This window comes from Streptomyces sp. NBRC 110035 (assembly GCF_000829695.1).
Lineage (GTDB): Bacteria > Actinomycetota > Actinomycetes > Streptomycetales > Streptomycetaceae > Streptomyces.
Genome location: NZ_BBNN01000028.1, coordinates 1 through 21,812, shown reverse-complemented (window position 1 = coordinate 21,812; position 21,812 = coordinate 1). Strand labels below are relative to the sequence as shown.

The 21,812-nt window shown below is 73.2% G+C and carries 20 protein-coding genes and 2 pseudogenes; 8 read left to right on the top strand and 14 right to left on the bottom strand.

Going from position 1 to position 21,812, the window contains the following annotated elements; all coding sequences use genetic code 11:
* Positions 1-140: 140 nt before the first annotated feature.
* From zwf to TU30_RS18560, 4 genes are all read left to right on the top strand, one after another.
* Positions 141-1,718: a glucose-6-phosphate dehydrogenase gene (zwf, locus tag TU30_RS18575; RefSeq protein ID WP_042171489.1), complete on the top strand. Its 1,578-nt coding sequence runs from the start codon at positions 141-143 to the stop codon at positions 1,716-1,718.
* Entirely contained in the window at positions 1,715-2,650 is a 936-nt protein-coding gene (opcA, locus tag TU30_RS18570) for a glucose-6-phosphate dehydrogenase assembly protein OpcA (protein WP_042171487.1), read from the top strand. The genes zwf and opcA overlap by 4 nt, the downstream gene beginning before the upstream one ends.
* Before the next feature lie 104 nt (positions 2,651-2,754).
* Positions 2,755-3,738, top strand: a complete 984-nt coding sequence (gnd, locus tag TU30_RS18565) for a phosphogluconate dehydrogenase (NAD(+)-dependent, decarboxylating) (protein ID WP_107068496.1) — start codon at positions 2,755-2,757, stop codon at positions 3,736-3,738.
* Between the two features lie 5 nt (positions 3,739-3,743).
* Positions 3,744-4,328: a histidine phosphatase family protein gene (locus TU30_RS18560; RefSeq protein WP_042171485.1), complete on the top strand. Its 585-nt coding sequence runs from the start codon at positions 3,744-3,746 to the stop codon at positions 4,326-4,328.
* 151 nt (positions 4,329-4,479) lie between these two features.
* Here TU30_RS18560 and TU30_RS37390 read toward each other — a convergent pair.
* Positions 4,480-4,644: pseudogene (locus tag TU30_RS37390) on the bottom strand (PPOX class F420-dependent enzyme); the annotation flags it as partial.
* Positions 4,645-4,781: 137 nt separating this feature from the next.
* Between TU30_RS37390 and TU30_RS18555 the strand changes: the two are divergent.
* On the top strand, positions 4,782-6,041 hold the full coding sequence (locus TU30_RS18555) for a serine hydrolase (protein ID WP_042171484.1): 1,260 nt from the start codon (positions 4,782-4,784) through the stop codon (positions 6,039-6,041).
* Between the two features lie 28 nt (positions 6,042-6,069).
* Here TU30_RS18555 and ribA read toward each other — a convergent pair whose 3' ends face one another.
* Positions 6,070-6,729 (bottom strand): GTP cyclohydrolase II, encoded by a 660-nt coding sequence (gene ribA / locus TU30_RS18550; RefSeq protein ID WP_042171482.1) that lies wholly within the window; start codon positions 6,727-6,729, stop codon positions 6,070-6,072.
* Between the two features lie 41 nt (positions 6,730-6,770).
* Between ribA and TU30_RS34255 the strand changes: the two are divergent.
* Positions 6,771-7,442: pseudogene (locus TU30_RS34255) on the top strand (creatininase family protein); the annotation flags it as partial.
* On the opposite strand, the gene TU30_RS37385 reads toward TU30_RS34255, so the two are convergent.
* The 5 genes from TU30_RS37385 to TU30_RS18525 all read right to left on the bottom strand — a co-directional run bounded on the left by TU30_RS37385 (position 7,415) and on the right by TU30_RS18525 (position 12,652).
* On the bottom strand, positions 7,415-8,824 hold the full coding sequence (locus TU30_RS37385; protein WP_158719337.1) for a lysylphosphatidylglycerol synthase transmembrane domain-containing protein: 1,410 nt from the start codon (positions 8,822-8,824) through the stop codon (positions 7,415-7,417). The pseudogene TU30_RS34255 and the gene TU30_RS37385 sit on opposite strands and share 28 nt — an antisense overlap.
* The gene (locus TU30_RS18540; protein WP_234307906.1) at positions 8,821-9,864 is read right to left on the bottom strand and encodes a class I SAM-dependent methyltransferase; all 1,044 of its coding nucleotides are present in this window, start codon (positions 9,862-9,864) and stop codon (positions 8,821-8,823) included. The genes TU30_RS37385 and TU30_RS18540 overlap by 4 nt, the downstream gene beginning before the upstream one ends.
* On the bottom strand, positions 9,861-11,108 hold the full coding sequence (locus tag TU30_RS18535; RefSeq protein ID WP_370626674.1) for a glycosyltransferase family 4 protein: 1,248 nt from the start codon (positions 11,106-11,108) through the stop codon (positions 9,861-9,863). Before TU30_RS18535 ends, TU30_RS18540 begins: the two co-directional genes overlap by 4 nt.
* A gap of 47 nt (positions 11,109-11,155) precedes the next feature.
* The gene (locus TU30_RS18530) at positions 11,156-11,554 is read right to left on the bottom strand and encodes a 6-carboxytetrahydropterin synthase (protein WP_042171480.1); all 399 of its coding nucleotides are present in this window, start codon (positions 11,552-11,554) and stop codon (positions 11,156-11,158) included.
* Positions 11,555-11,668: 114 nt separating this feature from the next.
* Complete coding sequence (locus tag TU30_RS18525) at positions 11,669-12,652, bottom strand: zinc-binding alcohol dehydrogenase (RefSeq protein WP_042171478.1); 984 nt, start codon at positions 12,650-12,652, stop codon at positions 11,669-11,671.
* Between the two features lie 108 nt (positions 12,653-12,760).
* Here TU30_RS18525 and TU30_RS18520 point away from each other — a divergent pair, with 108 nt between their 5' ends.
* The gene (locus TU30_RS18520) at positions 12,761-13,522 is read left to right on the top strand and encodes a CDP-alcohol phosphatidyltransferase family protein (protein WP_042171476.1); all 762 of its coding nucleotides are present in this window, start codon (positions 12,761-12,763) and stop codon (positions 13,520-13,522) included.
* A gap of 214 nt (positions 13,523-13,736) precedes the next feature.
* Here TU30_RS18520 and TU30_RS18515 read toward each other — a convergent pair whose 3' ends face one another.
* The 5 genes from TU30_RS18515 to TU30_RS18495 form a co-directional block, all read right to left on the bottom strand.
* A complete protein-coding gene (locus TU30_RS18515; protein ID WP_141713811.1) occupies positions 13,737-14,114 on the bottom strand; it encodes a hypothetical protein in 378 nt (125 codons plus the stop codon).
* 99 nt (positions 14,115-14,213) lie between these two features.
* Positions 14,214-15,467, bottom strand: coding sequence for an MFS transporter (locus TU30_RS18510; protein ID WP_078878352.1), 1,254 nt, complete (start codon positions 15,465-15,467; stop codon positions 14,214-14,216).
* The gene (locus TU30_RS18505; RefSeq protein ID WP_052479856.1) at positions 15,464-17,311 is read right to left on the bottom strand and encodes an ABC transporter permease subunit; all 1,848 of its coding nucleotides are present in this window, start codon (positions 17,309-17,311) and stop codon (positions 15,464-15,466) included. Before TU30_RS18505 ends, TU30_RS18510 begins: the two co-directional genes overlap by 4 nt.
* Before the next feature lie 2 nt (positions 17,312-17,313).
* Positions 17,314-18,825, bottom strand: a complete 1,512-nt coding sequence (locus tag TU30_RS18500; protein ID WP_042171474.1) for an ABC transporter substrate-binding protein — start codon at positions 18,823-18,825, stop codon at positions 17,314-17,316.
* Between the two features lie 3 nt (positions 18,826-18,828).
* Positions 18,829-19,389, bottom strand: coding sequence for a GNAT family N-acetyltransferase (locus TU30_RS18495; RefSeq protein WP_042171472.1), 561 nt, complete (start codon positions 19,387-19,389; stop codon positions 18,829-18,831).
* 153 nt (positions 19,390-19,542) lie between these two features.
* Here TU30_RS18495 and TU30_RS18490 point away from each other — a divergent pair, with 153 nt between their 5' ends.
* On the top strand, positions 19,543-20,544 hold the full coding sequence (locus TU30_RS18490) for an ATP-binding protein (protein ID WP_042171470.1): 1,002 nt from the start codon (positions 19,543-19,545) through the stop codon (positions 20,542-20,544).
* Between the two features lie 287 nt (positions 20,545-20,831).
* Here TU30_RS18490 and TU30_RS32930 read toward each other — a convergent pair whose 3' ends face one another.
* Both TU30_RS32930 and TU30_RS18480 read right to left on the bottom strand, forming a co-directional pair.
* Positions 20,832-21,053 carry an IS3 family transposase gene (locus TU30_RS32930; protein ID WP_052479855.1) on the bottom strand — a complete coding sequence of 74 codons (222 nt, stop codon included), beginning with the start codon at positions 21,051-21,053 and terminating at the stop codon, positions 20,832-20,834.
* Positions 21,054-21,093: 40 nt separating this feature from the next.
* On the bottom strand, positions 21,094-21,812 hold a 719-nt coding region (locus TU30_RS18480), incomplete at its 5' end, for a transposase (protein ID WP_042171468.1).

The window sequence follows — 21,812 nt, the reverse complement described above, 5'->3', positions numbered from 1 at the left end:
GTTCGTGCGTACCGGGACACCCTGTAGGTGGAGGAGAGGAGCGAGGGCGTCACGAGGTACGGCGATGCCGCCCGGCAGGAACGTGAGGGACACGGCGAGGCAGGCCCTCGACCACCTCGACGACAAGGAGCTGGCACGGAATGACCGAGGAGATCGAGGAGATCGAGTCGGCCGGGGAGCCGGCCCGGGCCGACGCCGGTTGGTCCAACCCCCTGCGTGACCCGCGCGACCGCCGTCTCCCGCACGTCGCCGGCCCGTCCGGTCTGGTCATCTTCGGGGTGACGGGCGACCTGTCGCGCAAGAAGCTGATGCCGGCGGTGTACGACCTCGCCAACCGGGGGCTGCTGCCACCGGGCTTCTCGCTGGTCGGTTTCGCCCGCCGGGACTGGGCGGACCAGGACTTCGCGCAGGTGGTGCACGACGCGGTCAGGGAGCACGCCCGCACACCGTTCCGCGAGGAGGTCTGGCAGCAGCTCACCGAGGGCATGCGGTTCGTGCCGGGCGACTTCGACGACGACACGGCGTTCGAGCAACTGCGCTTGGCTGTCGATGAGTTGAACATTTCCCGAGGCACCAGCGGCAACTACGCCTTCTATCTCTCCGTACCGCCGAAGTTCTTCCCGAAAGTGGTCCGGCAACTGAAGAAGCACGGGCTGGCCGACGATCCCGCGGGTTCCTGGCGGCGCGCGGTGATCGAGAAGCCGTTCGGCCGTGACCTGAGGTCGGCCGAGGAGCTCAACGCGGTCGTGCACGAGGTGTTCGCCCCGGACCAGGTCTTCCGGATCGACCACTACCTGGGCAAGGAGACCGTCCAGAACATCCTGGCCCTGCGCTTCGCGAACACGATGTTCGAGCCGATCTGGAACCGGTCCTTCGTCGACCACGTGCAGATCACCATGGCCGAGGACATCGGCATCGGCGGCCGGGCCGGCTACTACGACGGCATCGGCGCCGCCCGCGACGTCATCCAGAACCACCTGCTCCAGCTGATGGCGCTGACCGCGATGGAGGAGCCGGCCTCCTTCGACGCGGCGTCGTTGCTCACCGAGAAACTGAAGGTGCTCCGGGCCGTGCGGCTACCCGAGGACCTGGGCCGGCACACCGTGCGCGGGCAGTACGAGGGAGCCTGGCAGGGGGGCAGGCGGGTGCCGGGCTACACGGAGGAGGACGGCATCGACGCGGGCTCCACCACCGACACGTACGCGGCGATCAGGCTGGGCGTCGACAACCGCCGCTGGGCGGGCGTCCCCTTCTACCTGCGCACCGGCAAGCGGCTGGGCCGCCGGGTCACCGAGATCGCGGTCGTCTTCCAGCGGGCACCGCACTCCCCCTTCGACTCCATGGCCACCGAGGAGCTCGGGGCGAACGCCGTCGTCATCCGCGTCCAGCCGGACGAGGGCATGACGGTGCGGTTCGGCTCGAAGGTGCCCGGCACCTCGATGGAGATCCGGGACGTGACGATGGACTTCGCCTACGGCGAGTCGTTCACCCAGTCCAGCCCGGAGGCGTACGAACGGCTCATCCTCGACGTCCTCCTCGGGGACGCCAACCTGTTCCCCCGGCATCAGGAAGTGGAAGAGTCCTGGAGGATCCTCGATCCGGTCGAGGAGTACTGGGCGTCCCACGGCAGACCGGCCCGGTACGCCTCGGGCGGCTGGGGGCCCGCGGAAGCCGACGAGATGCTCGCACGAGACGGACGGAGCTGGCGCAGGCCATGAAGATCGATCTGACCGACACCACGGCAAGTGATGTCAACAAGGCGCTGGTGCGGGGCCGCCGCGCCATCGGCACCCCGGCGGTGGGCATGGTCCTGACGATGGTGGTCGTCACGGACGAGGAGAACGCCTACGACTCGATCAGGGCCGCCGAGGAGGCCTCGCACGAGCACCCCTCGCGCATGCTGGTCGTCATCAAGCGGCACGCCCGCACTCCGCGCGAGCGCACCCGTCCGCGGCTGGACGCCGAGGTGCGGGTCGGTTCGGAGGCCGGTACGGGCGAGACGGTCGTCCTGCGGACCTACGGCGAGGTGTCCGACCACGCCGACTCCGTGGTGCTGCCGCTGCTGCTGCCCGACGCCCCGGTGGTCGTGTGGTGGCCGGCGGACGCTCCCGAGCACCCCTCGAAGGACCCGCTCGGCGCGCTCGGCCAGCGCAGGGTCACCGACCTGTACACGGTGGACGCCCCCCTGGAGGTCCTGTCGGCCCGGAGGCGCACCTACGCGCCGGGGGACACCGACCTGGCCTGGACCCGGATCACGCCCTGGCGTTCGATGCTGGCCGCCGCCCTGGACCAGGCCCGGCTGACGGTGACGTCGGCGGCCGTGGAGAGCGAGGCCGACAACCCCAGCGCGGAGCTGCTGGCGCGCTGGCTGGAGGCCCGGCTGAAGGTGCCGGTCGAGCGCGTGGAGACGGCCGGCCCGGTGGTCACGGGGGTGCGGCTGGGCACGGCGGACGGCGAGATCGTCATCGACCGGCCGGAGGGCCCGATGGCCACGCTGTCGCTGCCCGGGCAGCCGTCGCGGCGGCTCGCGCTGAAGGTCCGCCCCCTGTCCGAGCTGATCGCCGAGGAGCTCCGGCGGCTCGACGCGGACGAGATGTACGCCGTCGCCCTGCGCGGCGAGAGTGCCGAGGAGGCCACCGCCCCTGCCTGAGACTCCCTGCTCCCCCGCCCCTCATGCCTGACACGGGTGACACGTCCGCACCGACCCGCCGCCCCGGTGGGCCGCCCCACCACGACATCGGGAAGTGAACTGACATGCAGATCGGTCTTGTTGGTCTCGGCAGGATGGGCGGCAACATGCGCGAGCGCATCCGCGCCGCCGGGCACACCGTCGTCGGCTACGACACCCGTCCCGACCTCTCGGACGTCGCCCATCTGTCCGACCTCGTCGACCGGCTCGACGGGCCGCGCGCGGTCTGGGTGATGGTCCCGGCCGGCGCCGTCACCCAGCACGTCATCGACCAGTTGGGGAGCCTGCTCAAGCCGGGTGACACCGTCGTCGACGGCGGCAACTCCCGCTGGACGGAGGACGAGAAGCACGCCAAGGAGCTGGGCGCCCGGGGCATCGGCTTCGTCGACGCGGGTGTCTCGGGCGGTGTGTGGGGGCTGGAGAACGGCTACGCGCTCATGGTCGGCGGTGACGAGGAGCACGTGGAGCGCCTGAAGCCGATCTTCGACGCGCTCAAGCCGGAGGGCCCGTACGGCTACGTCCACGCCGGCCGGGTCGGCGCCGGGCACTTCGCGAAGATGGTCCACAACGGCATCGAGTACGCCATGATGCAGGCCTACGCCGAGGGCTGGGAGCTGCTCGAGAAGGTCGACTCGGTGGACAACGTCCGCGAGGTGTTCCGCTCCTGGCAGGACGGCACGGTCATCCGTTCCTGGCTCCTCGACCTCGCGGTCGACGCCCTCGACGAGGACGCCCACCTGGAGAAGCTGCGCGGCTGTGCCGAGGACTCGGGTGAGGGCCGCTGGACCGTGGAGGCGGCCCTCGACAACGCGGTACCGCTTCCCGCGATCACGGCCTCCCTGTTCGCCCGGTTCTCCTCCCGGCAGGAGGACTCGCCGCAGATGAAGATGGTCGCGGCGCTGCGCAGGCAGTTCGGCGGGCACGCGGTCGCGTCCGCGGGCACCTCGACGGACCGGCCCGACCAGGGCGGTCACGGAAGCCCGGAGGGCGGGGGAAGCCGGGTCGCCGGGGAGGTCCGGGCAGAGCCGGGAAGCCCGGACGAGGTGTAGCGGCCGTGGGCGATCTGCTGCTCGCGCGGCACGGTGAGACGGAGTGGAGCAGGTCGGGGCGGCACACCGGCCGCAGCGACCTGCCCCTGACGCGGGACGGCGAGGCGCAGGCCAGGGCGCTGGCCCCGCTGCTCGCGGGCCGTTCCTTCGCCCTCGTGCTCACCAGCCCGCTGGTCCGCGCCCGGCGCACCGCCGAACTGGCGGGGCTGGCACACGCGTCGCCGGAGCCGGACCTGCGGGAGTGGGACTACGGCGGCTACGAGGGCGTCACCACCGCCGACATCCGCCGCACCCGGCCCGGCTGGGACCTGTGGACCGACGGGGTGCCGCCCGGCCCCGAGTTCCCCGGCGAGTCTCCCGGGCAGGTCGGCGCACGGGCCGACCGGGTGCTGTCCCGGGTGGCCGGGGCGCTCGAGGCGGGCGACGTGATGCTCGTGGCGCACGGCCACCTGCTGCGCGTCCTGACGGCACGCCGGCTGGGTCTGCCGCCCGCGGACGGACGGCTGTTCCGGCTGGAGACGGGCACGTTGAGCCGGCTGTCGCTGGAGCACGGCAGTCCGGTGGTCGAGGAGTGGAACACCCGGCCGTGACCCGAGCCGCGACACGGCACCGCGGCCCGGCCCGCACAGGGCCTGTTCGTCGGCTGCTCGGCCGCCACCGCTGAGGGCGCTCGCGGTACGTCTCCGTCTCCCCGTCGGCGACGGCGGCGACGCGTTCGGCGAAGGCGAAGCCGGTGGGGACGGCGGGGCCGTCCGTGACCGAGACACGGATCATCCGCTCGCCGGGGCAGTGGGCGTGATGGACGTTCGACAGCTGGGGCCGTCCGTCCTGCTTCAGGGTGACGAGCACCCCGCCGTCCTCGTCGCCGATCAGCTCCAGCAGGGCCCGCTGTGTGTCCTGTGTCATATCGGGTTCGACGGAGCGCACCGGCTCGGGTGTTCCCCGGCCGGGTTCGCCGGTGTGTTCCCGTGCGCGGTGAGGTCTGACCCGGTCCGGGCGGGGTATTCCGAGAATCGGCTCGTCAGGTTGATCGAAGGAGTGCCATGGGACTGCTGCGGCAGGAGGCCGACCCGGAGGAGACCGGTCTGGACGCGAAGGCGCTGGACCGGATGGACCGGTACTTCGCGCGCGAGGTCGACGAGGGACGGCTGCCCGGGTTCCTGGTGTCCGTCGCCCGGGGCGGGCGGATCGCCCACCTCACGGCGTACGGGCGGCGGGACGTCGCGGCCGGGCTGCCGGTGGAGAGCGACACCCTGTGGCGGATCTACTCGATGACGAAACCGGTGACGGCCGTGGCCGCGCTGACCCTGGTCGAGGAGGGCCGGCTGTCCCTGGACGACCCGGTCGGCCGTCACCTGCCGGCGTTCGCCGAGCCCCGCGTGTACGAGAGCGGCTCCGGCGACGGGATACGGACGCGTCCTGCCGCGGGTCCCCTGCTCGTACGGCATCTGATGTCCCACACCGCCGGGCTGACGTTCGCCTTCTACCACGCCCATCCGGTGGACGCGCTGTACCGCGCGGCGGGGCTCGACTCGTCGGTGGCGCCGGGAACGGACCTGGCGGGGACGGTCGACGCGTACGCCCGGCTGCCGCTGCAGTTCGACCCGGGGACGCAGTGGAACTACTCGGTCGCCTCCAACGTGCTGGGGCGGATCGTCGAGGTGGTGTCCGGGCAGCCGCTCGACGTGTTCTTCTCCGAGCGGATCTTCGGCCCACTGGGGATGACGGACGCCGGGTTCCAGGTCTCCGACGAACAGGCCCCGCGGCTGGCGGAGTTGTACGGGGAGACGGACGGCTCCGGCGACGACGGCAGCGGTGGGGGCGGGGGCGGCATCGGGCCCGTCGCCGGGCTGCCGCTGCACGGGCGGCCGCGGTTCCTGTCCGGCAGCGGGGGCATGGTGGCCTCGGCCCACGACATGCACCGGTTCACGGAACTGCTGCGTCGGCGGGGCGAGGTGGACGGGGTCCGGTTGCTCGCTCCGCGGACCGTGGACCTGATGACCCGCAACCACCTTCCCGGTGGCGCCGATCTGCGCGCCGTCGGCAGCCGCCCGGCCCATGACGATCCCGGCAACGAGGGGATCGGCTTCGGCCTCGGCGTCTCCGTCGTCGTCGACCCGTCCCGTACGCAGACCCCGTCCGGCCTCGGCACGTACGGCTGGACGGGGGTCGCCACCACGGCGTTCTGGGTCGACCCGGGCCGCGACCTGACCGTGCAGTTCTACACGCAGGTGCGGCCCAGGTCCTCCCACACGGTCTTCCGGGACCTCAGGCGGCTCGCGCACGAGGCCGTCACCGGCTGAGCCCTCCGCCGTCCGGCCGGGGACGCCCTCAGGACCAGTGCGCCACCGCGTCGAGGTGGGGCAGGTTGTGGTCGAGGCGTTCCCGCTTGGTGCGCAGGTAGGTGATGTTGCTCTCGCACGGCGGGATCAACAGCGGTACCTGCTCGGTGACCTGGATGCCGTGCCGCTGCAACGCGTCGCGTTTGCGCGGGTTGTTGGACATCAGCCGGACCGACTCCACGCCCAGGTCCTGGAGCATACCGGCGGCGACGCCGTAGTCACGGGCGTCCACCGGCAGGCCGAGGGCGAGGTTCGCCTCGACGGTGTCCAGTCCCTCCGCCTGCAGGGCCATCGCGCGCAGCTTCGCCAGCAGGCCGATGCCGCGGCCCTCGTGCCCTCTCAGGTAGACGACCACACCCGCTCCTTCGGCGGCGACGGCGCGCAGCGCGGCGGCGAGCTGGTCGCCGCACTCGCAGTGCTGGGAGCCGAACGCGTCCCCGGTCAGGCATTCCGAGTGCAGCCGGGTGAGGACCCGGTCCGTGCCGATGTCGCCGTAGACCAGGGCGACTTGTTCGTCACCGCGGTCGTGGTCCAGGTAGCCGACCGCCTGGAACTTTCCGTACACGGTGGGCAGCGGCGCATTCACGACGCGCTCCACTCCGGTCCGCTGCGGGGACTTCTTGCCGAGTACGCCTATGTTTTCTGTCATGATTCTCGAGTTCCTAAGCAGAGACGAAAGGCCGTGAGGACATGAGTGGTTCACCAAAGCGGTCGGCGGCATACGGCCCGGTCCACGGTCTGTTGCCGGCGGATACTACAGAAGATGTACGGAAGCGGGGCGCCGACGTCTCACGGCAGATCGCGGTGCTTCCCGTCGGGAGTTTCGAGCAGCACGGTCCGTTCCTGCCGCTGGCGACCGACACGCTGGTGGCGTGCGCCGTCGCGCGGGAGATCGCCGATGCGTATCCGGTGCATCTCCTGCCTCCGGTGACGATCGGCTGCTCGCACGAGCACGCGGCCTGGCCGGGGACCGTCTCCATCTCCTCCGTGACCCTTCACGCGGTGGTACGGGACATCGCCGACTCGCTGCGCCGGTCCGGTGTGGACACCCTGGTGGTGGTCAACGGACACGGCGGGAACTACGTGCTCGGCAACGTCGTTCAGGAATCCTCCGCCCGCGGTGAGCGCATGGCGCTGTTCCCCGCCCCGGAGGACTGGGAGACCGCGCTCCGGCACGCCGGCGTGGAAACCTCACTGCTCACCGACATGCACGCGGGGGAAATAGAGACCTCCGTCCTTCTGCACACTCGTCCCGAACTGCTCCGACCCGGTTATGAGACCTCCGATCACGTCGCCGACGACCGGCGCCGGTTGCTCACGCTGGGAATGTCCGCCTATACCGATTCCGGTGTCATCGGCCGTCCTTCGCTGGGTTCGGCCGAAAAGGGCAGGGAAATCCTGGTGAGCCTCGTGGATTCCTTCGGCGCGTATTTCTCGATGCTCACCTCCGACTCCACCCGGGGCCCGGCCTCCGGTGGCGGCAGCGGCGCGTAGTCCGGGATGTCCTGCGCGTCGGAGGCGGGTGCGGTCGCGGTGGTGGCGGCCGTCCGGCGGTCGGCGCGCAGGCCTGCGTACCAGCGGGCGACGAGCACGATCACGCCGGGCAGGCTCGCCGCGAGGCTGAGCACCCCGTAGACCACGGCGACGGTCAGGCCGCGGCCGGCGCCCAGCCCCGCGGCGCCGAACGCCCAGGCGGCGACGCCCTCGCGGGGTCCCCAGCCGCCGACGTTCAGCGGCAGCGACATGGCGAGCAGCGCCAGGACGGCCAGGGGCAGCAGCTCGGTCACCGCCGCGCCGACCCCGGCGACGCGGGCGGCGAGGACGAACATCGCCAGGTATCCGGTCAGGACCACGACGGAGGAGACGAGGACGCCCGGCCCGTTGCGCCGGGACAGCAGTCCCTGGCGTGCTTCGGCGAGCGCCGACCGCAGTGCCCGGTCCCGGCGGGAGGGCCCCGGCCGGTTCATGCGCAGGGCGAGGACGACGGCGCAGGCGCCCAGTGCGGCGAGGCCCGCCATGGGTGCCGCCTGCCGGAGGTCGTCGCGGACCGGGGAGGGCATGGTCAGCAGCATCACGGCACCGGCGGCGAACAGCGCGAGCTGTCCGGCGGTCCGCTCCAGGACCACGGACCGCACTCCGCGGCCCAGGTCGCCGGTGCTCTGTCCGTGCCGTACCGCGCGGTGGACGTCGCCGAGGACGCCTCCGGGCAGGGCCGCGTTCAGGAACAGGGCGCGGTAGTAGTCGGCGACCGCCGGGGCGAGCGGCAGCCGGATGCGCAGGCCGCGGGCCACCAGCGCCCAGCGCCAGGCGCTGAACACCGTGGTCACCAGCCCGATCCCGAGCGCCGCCAGCAGGGACGGCCCGTCGATCCGGCGCAGTCCGTCGACGAGGGCACCGGTGCCCAGGCGCCACAGCAGCACGGCGAGGATGACGACGCCGGCGAGGGTGCCGAGGCGGGTGCGTACTGCGGGGGTGTTGAGCCGGGCGAGGAGGGCGCAGGGACCGGTGGCGGTGGCGGTGCCGCCACCGGAACCAGGACCGGAACGGGGACCAGGACCGGGACGAGGTTCGGCACCGGGGCCGGGACCAGGACGAGGACGAGGTTCGGCATCGGGGCCGGGACTGGGACGAGGTTCGGCGCCGGGGCCGGGGCGGGGACCGGGGCCGGGGCGTGCGGGGCGCGACGGGGACGTCTGCGGAACCGGCAGGCCCAGGACCGGTGTCTCCACCGCCCTGGCGGTCACGCGACGCCGCCCGCCGGCCGGCACAGAGCGAGCAGGTCGGTGTGGTGGACGACGACCCGCAGGTCGCCCGCGGCGCAGGCCTCCAGACGCTCGGTCAGGTAACGGCCCGCGGGCTCGGCCAGTTCGGGGCGTTCCTCGACCGCCGCGCCCACCCAGCCCCGCAGCCACTGGGCGGTCAGCCCGGCGTGCTCGGGGCCGAGCCGCCAGGGGCTCGGGTTGAGCCGTACGGTCGCCCCGTGCTCGGAGAAGGCCTCCGCGGCGGCGGTGGCCGCGTCCGGGCCGAGCAGTCCGCCCCGCTTCTGGTGGGCGTTGAACGCCTCGGTGATCTCCCGGTCGAGCGGGTGCGGCGCGGTCAGTTCGACGCGTCCGGCCACCGACAGCGTGAGCAGCGCCGGGCAGCCGGCTCCGGCGCAGGCGGCGGCGAGGGCGTCGACGTCCTCGCGGGTGAGGACGTCGAGGAGTGCGGACGCCGTCACCAGGGAGGCGCCGGACAGCACGTCCGCGGTGAGCCGGGCGACGTCGCCGCGCCGGGTCTCCACGCTGACGCGGCTGCCGTCGGCGGCGGACCGCGGGGAGGCGACGGCGGCGAAGTGCAGGAGGTAGGGGTCCCGGTCGTGCAGGACCCAGTGCTGGGCGCCGTCCAGGCGGGGCGCGAGCCAACGGCCCATGGAGCCGGTGCCGCAGCCGATGTCGTGGATGATGAACCCGTCGGCCCGTTTCGGCAGGTTGGCGAGCCTGACGCGCAGCGGGTCGAGCAGGTCGTGGGCCCGCGCGAAGGCGTCGGCGGGCTCGCGCAGCTGGAGCCACTCGGGCGCGTAGCGGGCGGGTTCGTCCGCCTCGGGGGCGGTGTCGCTGTCCGTCCCGCGCAGCCGGAGGGTGGCCCGCTCCCCGGGGCGCGGCGCGGGTCCGGCACCGGGGATGACGGAGTGGGCGTCCTCGTACCGGGGGCCGGGCTGGGCCGGGATCGCGCCGGTGCCACCCGCATCCGTAGCCGCACTCGTGCCGGTACCGGTCTGCTGTGTCGTCACCTGGTTGGTCATGCGGCCCTCCGGGGTTCGGCAGGAAGCCGGCGCAGTACCGTCGCCAGGCTCTGTGCGGTGCTCGCCCAGCCGCCCAGCGCGGCACGCCGGCCGCGCGCGGCCGCCTTCAGCCGGCGGCGGACGTCCGCCTCGCCGAACCAGCCGCGCAGTTCGAGGGCGATGGCGGAGGGGTTCTCCGGCGGGACGAGGATGCCGGGCACCCCGCCGTCGGGGGCGCGGCCGACGGCCTCGGGCAGCCCGCCGACGTCGGTGGCCAGCACCGGGATGCCCCGCGCCAGCGCCTCGGTGACCGCCATGCCGTACGTCTCGGCGTACGAGGTGAGGACCATCAGGTCGGCGGCGGCGTAAGTGGCGTCGAGGTCGGCGCCGGCCTTCGGTCCCGTCAGTTCCAGCCGGTCCTGGAGGCCGTGCTCGCGGATCAGGTGGCGCAGACGGGTGACGTACTCGGGGTCGTGGGTGAGCCCGCCGACCAGGGCGCAGCTCCACGGCAGGTCGGACACCGCCGCCAGCGCCTCCACCAGCCGGTGCTGTCCCTTGCGCGGGGTGACGGCGGCGACGCAGAGCAGCCGGGAGACGCCGTCGGTGCCGGAGGCGAGGGGCGCGATGTCGGCGCCGGGGGCGGCGACGTGGACGCGGTCGGGCGCGAGGCCGTGGTGGGAGACCAGCCGGCGTACCGCCCAGTCGCTGGTGCCGATCACGGCGGGCACCGCGCGCAGCACCGTACGTTCGCGGGCGTCCAGGTCGGCGGCGAGGGCCGGGTCGAGCCCGGTCTCGTCGCCGAGCGGGAGGTGGACGAGGACGGCCATGCGCAGCCGCTGGGCCTCCGGGACGACGATCTCGGGGACCCCGCAGGCGACCAGCCCGTCCAGCATGACGGCGCTGCCGTCCGGCAGTTCGCGCAGGGTGCGGGCGAGCGCGCCGCGGGCGGCGGCGTCCGGGCGGGGCCAGTCACCGGGCACGGCGTGGCGCTCCACCTGCCAGCCGAATCCGGGCAGGTCCAGGCACACGCGCCGGTCGTACGCGTTGCCTCCGCTGGGCACCGACGGGTCGTCGACGCCCCCCGGCATCAGGAAGTGCACACGGCGCAGGGACATGGGGATGATCCCGCCGTTCCGTCGAGCGGAGGCCTGGGCGGCGGCCTGGGGGGCGGTCTGGGCGGCGGACTGCTGCGGTACGTAGTCCAGGCGGGCCCGCTCGAAGGCGTTGCCGGTGGCCTTGTCCGTGGTCCTGCCGGTGACGTGGATCGTCGCGTCGAGGGCGGTGTCGAGGGCGGTGTCGACGCTCGTGTCGGTCACAGCGCACGCTCGTAACTCGCCCAGGCGATGTGCGACTCGTGCAGGGTGACCGCGAGCTGTGCGATGCCCCTGGCCCCCTCGCCCAGCGCGCCCTTGTGGATGCGCTCGGCGAGCCGGTCGGCGATGATCTTGGCCAGGTACTCCGTGGAGGTGTTGGCCCCCGCGAAGTCGGGTTCGTTGTCGAGGTTGCGGTAGTTCAGCTCGCCGACGACGGCCCCGAGTTCCTGCGTCGCCAGGCCGATGTCGACGACGATGTTGTCCTCGTCCAACTGTTCGCGCCGGAACGTGGCGTCCACGAGGAACGTGGCCCCGTGCAGGCGCTGGGCCGGTCCGAAGACCTCGCCGTGAAAGCTGTGGGCGATCATGATGTGATCGCGGACGGTGATGCTGAACAACGGACGACCCTCCAGGTGCGGCGCGTCTGCTCCCCGGCTGATCGCCGCCGGGGATGCCGGGTAGTACGGCCGGACGCCTCCCGGCGTTCAGCGTCAGGCACGTCTTTTCTCAGGTCAGGCTGCGACCTCGCCGTAGCGTACGAGGTGGCACAGGGCCGGAAGCTCACCGGAGGCGAGGCGGGGCATGAGGGCGGGCAGCTCCGTGAACCCGGACTCGCCGGTGATGAGCGCGTCCAGGGCCGGGTCGGCCAGCAGGTCGAGGGCGAGGGCCAGCCGGTCGGCGTAGCTGCGGCCGGGGCGGGCCGGGGAGACGGTACCGACCTGGCTGCTGCGGATGGCGAGCCGCCGTGAGTGGAAGGCCTCGCCCAGCGGAAGGCTCACCTTCCGGTCGCCGTACCAGCTCAGTTCGATCACCGTGCCCTCGGCGGAGAGGAGTTCCAGGGAGCGGGTGAGCCCCTGTTCGGTGGCGCTGGCGTGTACGACCAGGTCGCAGCCGCCGAGGGCGTCGCCGGGCAGCGCGAACCCGACGCCGAGGGCCTCGGCGGTTTCGGCGCGCGCGGGGTCGGTGTCGACGAGCTGGACCCGTACGCCCGGGAAGCGGGCCAGCAGCGCGGCGACCGAACTGCCGACCATGCCGCCGCCGACGACGGCGATCCGGTCGCCGATCAGCGGTGCCGCGTCCCACAGGGCGTTGACGGCGGTCTCCACCGTGCCGGCGAGCACGGCCCGTCGGGCGGGCACGGTGTCGGGCACGGGTGTCACCGCGCCCGCCGGGACGACGTAGCGGGTCTGGTGCGGGTAGAGGCAGAAGACCGTCCGTCCGACGAGCGTTTCGGGTCCTTCCTCCACCACGCCCACGTTGAGGTAGCCGTACTTCACCGGTCCCGGGAAGTCGCCCTCCTGGAACGGCGCGCGCATCGCGGCGTGCTGGCTCGCGGGCACCTGGCCGCGGAAGACGAGGGTCTCCGTGCCCCGGCTCACTGCGGAGTACAGCGAGCGCACCAGGACCTCGTCCTCACCCGGTCCGGGCAGGGGGACTTCACGGATTTCACCTCGGCCGGGCGAGTCGAGCCAGAACGCATGAGCGGCGTGGTTCATCGAATTCCTCCTGAACGATCGTCACGTTGCACGCGTACCGAGGGGTGCACAGGCCGCGCACAAGGTAGCGGCGTTGATCGACTCTGTCACACGGCCGGAGGGTGTTCGGTGGCCCTGAACAACAGTTACGACGCACGGCTCGTACAGCAGGAAACCGCCGTGGGGGCGGGTGTACAGGTCCTGCTGCTGGTGCTGCTCGGTACGGCGATCGGCATGGGCCCTGCGGGCTGGCTGACCGGCCTCGCGTTCGCGATCGCCACGTGGGCGGTGCTCTCCCGGGCCCTGCACCGGTCCCGGCTGCGCTCGTTCGGCGCGGCCAACCGGGTCACGCTCGGCCGGGCGATCCTGGTCGGTGGGGTGACCGCGCTGGTCGCCGACTCCTTCCAGGACTCACCGCCCGTCAGTCTCTTCGTCGGCCTGACCGCCGTGGCCCTCATCCTCGACGGGGTGGACGGCAAGGTGGCGCGCAGGACCGGCACGTCGACGCCGCTGGGCGCCCGCTTCGACATGGAGGTGGACGCGTTCCTCATCCTGGTGCTCAGCGTGTACGTGTCCATGGCGATGGGGCCCTGGGTGCTGCTGATCGGCGGTATGCGGTACGTCTTCGTCGCGGCGGCCCGGGTGTGGCCGTGGCTGAACGCCGCGCTGCCACCGAGCACGGCCCGCAAGACGGTGGCCGCGCTCCAGGGCGTCCTCCTGCTGGTGGCGGGCGCGAACCTGCTGCCGCACCTGGTCAACGTGGGGGTGGCGGCGCTGGCACTGGGGCTGCTGGTGTGGTCGTTCGGCCGGGACGTGCTGTGGCTGTGGCGGACCTCGCGGGTGCGGCCCGCCCCCGTCGAGCGGCCGATGCGGGAACTCGTCGCGCGGTGACGTCCGGACGTCGGCCACGGTGACCGGCGCGGGCCCTGTGGCTGGCTGCCCGGCGACCGTTACCCAACGGTCCTTGCCCGATGGCCGTTACCCGGCGTTCGTTGCCTGCTGGCCGTTGCCCAACGGCTCTTGCCCGGCGTTCGTTGCCTGCTGGCCGTTGCCCAACGGCTCTTGCCCGGCGTTCGTTGCCCAACGGTTGTTACCAGGCGTTCGGTCACCCGATGTTCGCCTCGTCCGCGTCGTAGGGGGACGGGGGTGTGTTCTCGGGGTCCAGGATCTCCAGAGCTCCGTGGATCCAGCCGTCCGCCTTGCCCGTGTTCAGCGCGAAGCGGGCCTGGGAGAGCGGGCGGGTCAGTGGGTTGCGGCGGTGGGCACGCGCCGCTTTCCGAGCGTCCCGGAGAGCTCTGACAGCGAAGGCGAGCCGGAGCTGGAGGTCGCGGGGGACCTTGACGTCGACCAGGTCCGCGGCGCAGGAGGCGACCTGCTCGGCTGCCCCTTCCAGTTCGGCGGCCCGGCGGATACTGGACGGCCCCTGGAAGGACGCCAACAGCTCACGCACTTCGTGCAGTTGGGCTACGGCTTCGGAACTCATGCGTACAGCATGCCTCAACGGGGAGCGGGCCCCTCACCGCGTCGACGACGGACACCGTGGAGCCGGGGAGGACCGAGCGGGCGTGAGGTGTCCCGTCCGTCACCCGCGCCGGGGCAGCAGCCCCACCGCCGCCGCCGTGACGCCGGCCAGGACCAGCCAGGGCACCGCGGGGGGCAGCCCCGCGTCGAGCAGGACTCCGGTGGCCGAGCTGCCGGCCAGGACGATGAGTCCGGAGACGGAGGACAGCGCCCCGGTGTAAAGGCCGAGCCGGCCGTCCTCGGCGAGATCGGGGACCCAGGCACGGGCCACGGGCGCGACCAGCATCTGGCCGAAGGTGAGCAGGACAACGAACCCGGTCACCGGCGCCAGTGCGGCAGCTCCCGGCCACCCCGTGGGCCGCGTCGTCGCAGCCGTCCCCGCCACCACCGCGAACCCGGCCGCGATCAGCAGCAGACCGGCCGCCATGGACCGGCGCGTCGTCAGCCGTCTGCCCGCCCAGCGGGTCACGGGCAGCTGGGTGGTCACCACCAGCAGCGAGGACACCGCGAACAGCCAGGCCAGCGACGTCTGCGAGCCGGTGACGCGCTCCACCTCGGCGGGCAGCGCGAGATACATCTGGTTGTAGGCGAGCAGGAAGGCGCCGTACGCGCAGCACAGGGCGAGGAAGGGCCGGTTGCGCAGGACCAGCCGCGGCCCGCCCCGGACCGGCGTCCGCTTCCGGCCCGGTATGCGCTGGGGCAGCAGCCGGGCGTGTCCGGCGAGGACGAGGACGAAGACCCCGGCGCCCGCGAGACACGCGGTGCGGAAGTCCACGGCCAGCAGGAGGGCGCCGAGCAGCGGCCCCACGAACGCCCCCGCCTGTCCGGCCACGGTGAACAGCGCGAGGACGCGGGTGCGGGCCTGGCCGCTCTCCTCCTCCCACACGACGGCCTGGCGGGCCACCTCGGACTCGACGGCCGGTGAGAACAGGGCGGCGGCGAAGCCGATCAGCAGCACCGCGCCGATCACCGCCCAGGTCCGCCCGGCGTACCCGAGCCACACGAACCCGGCGATCCGGAGGGCGCAGCCCGCGAGAACCACGGGCCGGATGCCGTACCGGTCGGCCAGGGCCCCGCCGACCACGAACAGCCCCTGCTGGCTGAACGTCCTGAGCCCCAGCACCAGTCCGACCAGCCACCCCGCCATGCCCATGGCCTGGCCCAGATGGGCGGCGAGGAAGGGCAGGACGGCGTAGAAGCCGAGGTTGAAGGCGAGCTGGGTGAGGATCAGCAGCCGCAGCAGCAGGGAGAGTCGGGGGCGGCGGCTGCCTTCCGCGCCGGTCCTGCGGGAGCCCAGGGAGGCCGGGAACGTCATCGTGCCTCCACCAGCCGGTCCCCGTCCTGCGTGCCGTCGGGCTTGCCGGCCGAGGCCGGCCCCTCCAGCCCTTCCGGCCGTTCCGGCCCGGACGCCCCACGTGTTCCCCGCCCTCGTCCCCTCTCCCGACCCGGCCGTCCCGGTCCGCCCGCCGCCGTCACCGAGAGGGCGCCGAGCAGGGCGAGGGCTGCGGCCGGGGCGAGGACGGCCCAGGGCGCGCGTTCGGCGTAGGGCTGGTTCTCGGCGAGGAGCAGGCCCCATTCCGGGGACGGCGGCTGGGCGCCGAGCCCGAGGAAGCCGAGGGAGGCGAGGGCGAGGGCGATGCCGGGCAGTCGCAGCAGGGCGTGGCGGACGACGGGCGGCAGTACGGCGGGGAGCAGGTGGCGCCACAGCAGATACCGGCGGCCGGCGCCCAGGCCCTTGGTGGCGGCGAGGTGCTGGGTGGCGCGTTCCTGGAGCAGCAGCGCGGAGGTGTGCGCGGCGAGCGCGGTCCAGCCGACGGCGGTCACGGCGAGCGCGGGTGTGGTGGTGCCGCTGCCCACGGCGGCGGTGACGAGGAGCGCGGCGAGCACCGGCGGTACGGCGTTGACCGTGTCGACGAGGGCCCCGGACAACCGGGGTACCAGCCCGAGCAGGACGCCGATGCACAGGGTCGCCGCGCTGATCCCGAGGGCGAGCAGCAGGGTGTCGAAGGCGCCGTGCCCGACGCGGGCGAGCATGTCCCGGCCGAGGGCGTCGGTGCCGAACGGATGGGTGAGGGAAGGGGGTTGAAGCCGTTGTGCGGTGTCGAGCGCGAGCGGGTCGCGGGCCAGCCCGAGGACGACGACAGTGGCCAGGACGGCGCCGTGGGCGAAGGGCTGGACGCGACGGGCCGGTGGCGGCTGCCGGTGCAGTGTCGACAGGGCGCCGTCGCGCAGGGCGGGTCCGGTGAGCAGCCGGGCGGCGAGCCGGCAGGCGGGGGTGACAAGGGCCGCGAGCAGGACCAGGGCGAGGGTGCCCGCCTGGAGGACGGGCAGGTCCTGGGCGAGGGCGGCCTGGAGGGTGGTGCGGCCGAGTCCCGGGATGTCGAAGACCTGCTCGACGGCGACGGCCCCGCCGGTCAGCCCGACGACGAACAGCCCGAGGTTGGGCAGCAGCGCGGGCAGGCAACGGCGTACCGCCTGGCGGGCGACGCGCCGGCCGGGGATGCCCCGGGCGGTGGCGCTCCGGGCCCAGGGTTCGGCGAAGGCGCCGGGCAGCAGGTCGTCGAGGAGCCTGCCGAGGACGGCCCCGGCGGGCAGGCCGAGGGCGAGGGCGGGGAGCACCGTCCACCGGGGTCCGTACCAGCCGAGGGCGGGCAGCCATCCCCACTGCACGGCGACCACGGTGGCGAGGACGGACGCCAGGAGGAACTCGGGCAGGGCGGCGAGCACGGCGGACCCGGTGCCCGCGGCGCGCCGGCCGCCGAGCCGTCGCCGCGCGCCGAGGTGGAGCGTCCGGGCGCACACCAGCGCGGCGGTGAGGGCGGCGGCCAGGAGCGCCACCGTCATCAGCAGCAGGGAGGCGCCGAGTGCCCGGAGCACGTCGGGCATGACCTCGCTGCCGGAGATCCACGACCGTCCCGCGTCCCCGCGCCACAGGCCGCTCAGCCACTGCCCCAGCAGGTGTGCGGGCCCGGCGTCGAGTCCGAGCTGGGCGCGGACGGCGGCCAGGACCTCGGGGGTGGCGTCGCGCTCGGCGGAGCGGGCCTTGAGGACGGTGCGCGCCGGGTCGGTGCGCGCGAGCCAGGGCAGCAGGCCGATGCCGCACACCAGGACGGCCGCGAGGACGGCCCGCCACAGGAGTGCGGCCACCTGCCGTCGCATCGTCAGCGCCGCGTTCCCGTACCGACGAGGGTGCGCTCGTACGGGTCGAACAGCACGCCGCGCGCCGAGGCACCGACGCCGGTGATGATGCGCTGGTGGACCAGCGGCAGCACCGCGTCGCTGCCGAGGACGGCAGCCTCGGCCTTCATGGCGGCGTCCTGCCGCTCGTCGGGGTCGGCGGTCCGCTCGGCCTCGGCGACGGCCCGGTCGACGTCCTTGTCGCAGAGCTGGGCGATGTTGTTCGCGCCGTCGCAGGTGTAGTCGGCGGCGAGCACGGCGACGGGGTCGCCGGTGTCCAGCATCGTGTTGCGGGCGAGGACGAACGCGTCGAACGTCCCGTCCAGCGCGTCGGTTTCGAGCCGCGAGTACTCCCGCACCTCCAGCTCGACCTCGAACCCGGCCTTCTCCAGCTGCTGCTTCAGCACCTGGGCGGCTTCGGGCAGCTCGGGCCGGTTGTCGTAGGTGGCGAGGGTGATCGCGGCACCGTCGCCGCCACCGGCCGCCCGGGTTCGTCCGGTGGGCTTGCCGCGTTTGCCGTCGGCCCAGGTCACGGCGGGCCCGTAGACGCCGGCGCCGGGGTCGGCGTACCCCTCGTACACGCCTTCGGCGAGCGTGGAGGTGTCGAGGGCCTCGCGGGCGGCGGCGCGCAGCTTCGGGTCCTTGAAGGGGCCGGAGGCGGCGTTGAGCAGCAGGCTGGTGGTGCGGGTGGTGGCGGTGTCGCGGCGCATGGCCGCGTCGAGGGTGGCGGCCTGGGCGACGGGTACGGCTTCGGCGATGTCCAGTTCGCCGGTGCGCAGGGCGTTGGCGCGGGCGGTGCCGTCGGCGATGAACCGGGCGTCGATGCCGGAGGCCTGGGCGCGCCCGCCCCAGTAGTCGTCGAAGCGGTCGAGGGTGGCGGAGGCGGCCCCGTCGACCTTGGTGAGTTCGAAGGGTCCGGCGGCGGTGCCGACGGGGTCGACGCGCCGGGCGTCCCCGCCCTTCCCGTAGGCCTTCTCGGCGAACACGGCGAGGCTGGGGCTGGAGAGCCGCAGCGGCAGGATGGGGTCGGGCTCGGCGGTGCCGACGCGGACGGCCCGGTCGCCGTCGGGTTCGGCGGTCAGGGTGACGCCGGTGAGGGCGCCGGGGACCGGCTCGGCCTCGGCGGCGTGGGTGAGGGCGGCGGCGACGGCGGCCGGGGTGACGTCCGTGCCGTCCTGGAACCGGGCCTCGCGCAGCGTGAACACCCAGCTCCTGTCGCCGTCCTGACGCCAGGACTGGGCGAGCGCGGGCGCGGCGGCGCCGTTGGCGTCCATCGCGGTCAGCCCCTCGGAGACACCGAGCCGGCTGAGGAGGGTGGCGTCGGCGCCGTACGGGGAGAGCTGCTCGGCGGGCGGGAAGGCGAGCGCGACGCGCAGCCGGGAGCCGCCGCCGGCGTCGTCGCCGCCGGCGGAGTCCTCACCCGCGGAGGCGAAGCAGCCGGCCAGGAGCGGGGTGAGGGCGAGGGCGGCGAGCAGCCGCGGAGGAAGCCGGCGCACCGGTCACCGTCCCATCGGGATCTCGAAGTGGAGGACGCCGCCGGCGCGGCCCGCGTCCTCACGTTCATCGTGCACGACCTTGGCGAGGGACCGCCAGAAGGGCTCGGCGCCGGGGACGGACGGGTCGGTGTGCAGGTACACGGACCGGTAACCGCCGTCGGCCGCGGCGAAGCCGAGCAGGTGGCCGACCATGCGCCGGGCGAGCCCGCGCCTGCGGTGGTCCGGCCGGACGTACACGCGCCGCACCTGCGCGGTCTCGCCGGAGGGATACCGCTCGGCGAGTTCGCGCGGGTTCGGCGGATGCGCGGGCCCGCGGGAGTCGAGCGCGGCGGTGGCGACGACGTCCCCGGCACCGCTCCCGCCGTCGCCGGGGCCCTCGGGGTCGACGGCGACGAGGAGGGTGTGGCGGGGCGAGGAGAGGTAGGCGGCGGCCGGATCGACGATGTCGCCGTGCCACCGGGGCACGTAACCGGTGCCGAAGTCGCGGTAGACGGTGTCGAGCATCACGGCTCGCGCACGGTCGAGGTCCGCCGGACCCGCGGTCCTGATGATGTAGTCACGCACTTGCGCATCATATGCATTAAGCCTCCGGAATCGATCATCCGGGTGAACCTCCCGGCGGACAGCCGCGACACGCGCCGCGGAATGCGACACGGCCGCGACGGCACCCCTAGAACCTACCGACATGACATTCGTTTTCAAAAGAGTGGGGCGCCGATGAGGATCGCGTTCGTCGGCAAGGGCGGCAGCGGCAAGACGACGATGTCGGCCCTCTTCTCCCGTCACCTGGCCGCCGACGGCGCCCCGGTGCTCGCCATCGACGGCGACATCAACCAGCACCTGGCCGAGGCGCTCGCCCCCGCCGGGGGCACCCCGGTGATGCCCCCTCCCCTGGGCCCGCGCCTGCACGACATCAAGGCGTACCTGCGCGGCGCCAACCCCCGCATCACCTCCACCGAGTCGATGATCAAGACGACCCCGCCCGGCCGCGGTTCACGTCTCCTGAGCCTGCTCGGCGACGACGAACTGCACGCACGGCACGTCTGCCGGGTCGGCGGCGTCCCGCTGATGGCCACGGGCGAGTTCGACGACAGCGACCTGGGCGTGGCCTGCTACCACTCCAAGCTGGGCGCGGTGGAGCTGTACCTGGGCCATCTGATCGACGGCCCCGGCGAGTACGTGGTGGTCGACATGACCGCCGGCGCCGACGCCTTCGCCTCCGGCCTGTTCACCCGGTTCGACCTCACCCTCCTGGTCGCCGAACCCACCCGCAAGGGCGTCTCCGTCTACCACCAGTACCGCCACCACGCCCGCGAGTTCGGCATCCGTGTCGCGGTCGTCGGCAACAAGGTGACCTGCGAGGACGACCTCCTCTTCCTCAAGGAACAGGTGGGCGACGACCTCCTGACCCACCTGGTGCACTCGGACTGGGTGCGGGCGGCGGAACAGGGCCGGCCACAGCCCACCGCCCCGGCCGCTTCCGGCTCCCCGGCCGCGTCGGACCCCCTCAGCGGGCTCGAGCCGCACAACCGCCACGCCCTGACGGTCATGCGCGGAGCCGTGGACTCCCACCTCCGCGACTGGGACCGCCTCCACCGCCACGCCGTGGAGTTCCACCTCCGCAACGCCCGCTCCTGGGCCGACGCCCGCACCGGCGAGGACCTGGCCGCCCAGGTGGACCCGGAGTACGTCCCCGGCCCGCCGACCCTGCCCTTCTGAGGCGCGCTCCTCGGCACCACCCTCGGCCCTGAGCTGACTGTCAGGCCGGGCGCCGCGTCGGGGCGCCCGACCAGACACTCGCCCGGTTACGGAAACGGACTCACGGTGCGCGAGCACAGGGAGGTCCGCGTGCCGGTCCGAGGACCTCCCCCACTACTCGATGCCGGTCGCGTCGACCAGCCGGACCAGGTCCTTGCGCCCGTACCCGAGCAGGCGGGCACGGTGTACGCCCATGAGCAACAGGTGTGCGGCGATGTGAGGTTCCCCCGCTGTGCGAGAGGTGCTGATCAGCTGGTCAGAGCGGGTTGACGGGTGTCCAGGTTCGTCGGTTCGGCCGTCGCCTGCTTGGTGCAGTGCTTCTCCTCGAACTCGATCGGACTGAGCCAGCCGAGCCGTTCCCGAATGCGCCGGTTGTTGTAGAAACCGTCGATGTACTCGAAGAGCGCGAGGTTCGCCTCGGCCCTGGTCGCGAAGACCCGACCGCGCACGCACTCCGTTTTGATCAGCATCCACAGGTTCTCCGCGGGAGCGTTGACGCTCCTATAGTTGTCAACTCGCCGCGGAGGCCGTCCTTGGGGCGGGTCGGAGCAGGTGGTAGACCTCGCGGATGACGTAACGCTTGAGGCATCGGATGATCTCCCGTTTCGTCCTGCCCTCGGCGGTGCGGCGGGCGACGTAGTCGATCGTGGGCCGGTGGAACCGCATCCGGACGATGACGGTCCGGTAGATCGCGGCGTTCAGCTGGCGGTGACCGCCGTGGTTGATGCGGTGCCTGCCGCTGGTCATGCCCGAGCCGGTGGGGACGGGAGCGATGCCCGCGAGCTTGGCGAGGGCGGCCTCGGACTTGATCCGCTCGGGGTTGTCGCCGGTCACGACGAGGATCTCCGCGGCCGTGTCCACGCCGATACCGAAGGGCTCGAGCAGCTGCGGGGCGACCCGCTGGACCAGGTCGCCGATCATCTTCGTCAGTTCCTTGGCCTCGGCGTCCAGGTACTGCCACCGCTTGGCGAGCGTCCGCAGGGTGTGGCGAAGTGCGTCCTCGGGTCCTTCCAGACGGCGAGGACGCAGAGCCGCGAGGTGCCGCGCCAGGCTGACCTGAGTCTTGCCGGCCGTCTCCCGGCGCAGGGCGTCCGGGGCATGGACGAGTATCGCCTTCATCGTGACCATCGCTGCCGCACGCTGTTCAACGGCCTGGTCATGGGCGATCTTGAGTTGGCGGATCATCTCGGCCTCGCCGTCGGCGGTCTTCGGCGTGGCGGTCGCGAACC